Origin of the sequence: Oceanobacillus bengalensis (genome assembly GCF_003628445.1) — a bacterium.
Taxonomy (GTDB): domain Bacteria; phylum Bacillota; class Bacilli; order Bacillales; family Amphibacillaceae; genus Oceanobacillus; species Oceanobacillus bengalensis.
On record NZ_RBZO01000068.1, the window covers coordinates 1 to 2,456 of the forward strand.

At 33.6% G+C, this 2,456-nt stretch carries 2 protein-coding genes; both read right to left on the minus strand.

The window, feature by feature from the left end; translation table 11 throughout:
• Positions 1-36: 36 nt before the first annotated feature.
• Positions 37-804, minus strand: a complete 768-nt coding sequence (gene istB, locus D8M05_RS19855; RefSeq protein ID WP_121134841.1) for an IS21-like element helper ATPase IstB — start codon at positions 802-804, stop codon at positions 37-39.
• On the minus strand, positions 797-2,347 hold the full coding sequence (gene istA / locus D8M05_RS19860) for an IS21 family transposase (RefSeq protein WP_121134842.1): 1,551 nt from the start codon (positions 2,345-2,347) through the stop codon (positions 797-799). The genes istB and istA overlap by 8 nt, the downstream gene beginning before the upstream one ends.
• Positions 2,348-2,456: the final 109 nt, after the last annotated feature.

The following is a 2,456-nucleotide window of genomic DNA, read 5'->3' on the forward strand; positions in this document are numbered from 1 at the left end:
TGTATTTCGCAAGTGAAAAGTGAGCCATTTCGCAAGTTAATTTTGAGCCACTTTATCAGCACTTGTTTTTATCCATTCTTCGGTTTCTTTCATTCTAAAAGAAGGACCATTCATGTTTAACACATGCGACTTATGAGTCAATCGATCTGTTAATGCTGCGGTTAAGACTGGATCGTGGAAAATCTCCTGCCATTTTAAAAATGACAGGTTGCTTGTAATAATTGTTGATTTCCTTCCAGCACGTAATGATAAGTGAGAAAATAATAATTCTGCACCTTCTTTATCAAATGAGATGTAACCTAATTCATCGAGTATAACCAAGTCATATTTCTCAAATTTCAATTCAAATGATCGAAGTGTTCTCTCAGAACGATGTTCTTTTAGCTGGTTAATTAATGATGGTACTGTCGCAAAAAATACTCTATATCCAGCTAAACATGCTTCCATACCTAATGCTATGGCAATATGTGACTTACCAGTTCCTGGTGATCCAGTAAGAATGACATTTTGGCCTTCATTAATAAAATCTAACGATTTTAGATGTGGCAATTTTTGTTTTGCTTGATTTGGTAAAGCATCTACCACTAATTCCTCCAAGAGTTTCTTTTGTGGGAAATTGGCTGCTCGGATTCTATTTTGTTTTGCCCGAACTAATCTATCACTTTTCTCCTGTAGAAGCACCTGTAATAAAACCTCATAGGCTTGTTTGGGATTTTTAAAATCTGTTTCATCCTGAACCATCTTTCGGATGCTTGGTAAACGCAATTCCTTACATATCTCAATAATCTGTTGCCTGTTATCCATAATTAGTTACTCCTTCTCCTTCATCCATTTGATTAAACATATTCGCATAAGCTCTCATATTGCTTTCTGATTGATTCATAGTTTCATCACAGCTATGCACGCTTACTCCTTCTGGAGTAGATTGCTCGCAGATGAATAAAACTCTTTCGGTATTTACGTATTCTGACCGAATTGTTTTCAATTCTTCAACAGCTTGCATGACCTTATTCAAGTTATTGTTTTCTTTGATATAGAGGAGTAACTCTATGAATTCCTTTTCCTTTCCTATATAATGATTACTGTATAATTTTTTAATTTGTGTTGGTGCCTGCTTAAAACTTTGACTTTGAGCTACGGCACCTTTTTTCTTTTGGAATGTTTTTAAATAATGGTATATGTTCATTTCCCATTGATGTAACCCCCAGTTTCGTGAATGCTCTGCTATTAGCTCTCCTTTAATAAATATTTTAATCTTATCGGCACCTACTTTTGCTTTAATAAACTTTCCTACATGTCCTTCTGGAACAGAATAGTGATTTTGTTTGATAACTATCGTGCTATATTTATCTACTCGACATTCAACTAAATCAGCTACATCAAATGGAGCTATTGTTGCTAGTTTTGATACTGATTTTTCTTTTTCCATTAAGTTAACACGCTTTTCTTTATGCTCATGATGAGTTCGTTCATTTATTTTTACTAATGTTTTAGAAAGATGAACTTCAGCCTCTTTCAGACTAGAGAAAGAGTATTGTAATGAAAAAGCTTTTCTTCGTATAAATTCGACACTTCGTTCCACATGCCCTTTTTGATTTCCTTTTCTAGGCTCACAAAGACGGATTTTAAATTGATAATAGTTAGATAGATTAGTCATACTATCCGTGATGGTTCTTTCTCTCCCAATAAATGATTTTACAACTGTTCGCATATTATCATATGTAAATACCGAAGGTATAAAGCCGATATATTCAATAAACTTTGTATGAACGTCTAACACACAAACTTGTGATTCAGACTGATAAAGTAATGCAAAACGATAATTACTATATGCTAACGTAAATACTGCAAGTGAATAACTTCTTATTTTTCCATTTATATTTAACTTTACTTCCCCCCAATCAAATTCAACTTCATATCCTGGCTCACAGTATCTTCTGATGAAAACTTCCTTAGCTTTTGCTGTTTCCTCATTAACAAAGTTTCTTACTGTGGTATAACTTATAGAATATCCAGCATCAGCTAGATGCTCATGCATATCTATCATTTTCATTTGCTGTTTACCCATGTAGTGATTTCTTTTCCACTCATTTCCCCTTATATAGCCCCTGAGTATGTTTTTAATTTCCTCAGTTAATACCTTCCTTCTACTTGTTCTCTTTTTATATGTAGGTGGCTCCATAATATTTTCTGTAATCGGTAGATTACGAACATCCTCATTCCTACTTTTCTCAAATTCTTTTATATATTTACTAACTGTATTTCTAGACTTCTTGGTTTCCTTTGCAATCTTTCTCTCACTAATCCCGTTCAAATATAATTTTATAATTTTCTGTTTCTCACTCAATATAATCACTCCTGATGTTTCCCCCTAACATGTCATTAGGGTTATTTTCTATCAAAAGTGGCTCAGTTTTCAATTGCTATGGTGGCTCACTTTTAAGTTACCATATACA

Excerpts from the sequence above, each read along its gene's own strand:
- istB (WP_121134841.1), bottom strand. The coding sequence starts at position 804 with ATGGATAACAGGCAACAGATTATTGAGATATGTAAGGAATTGCGTTTA.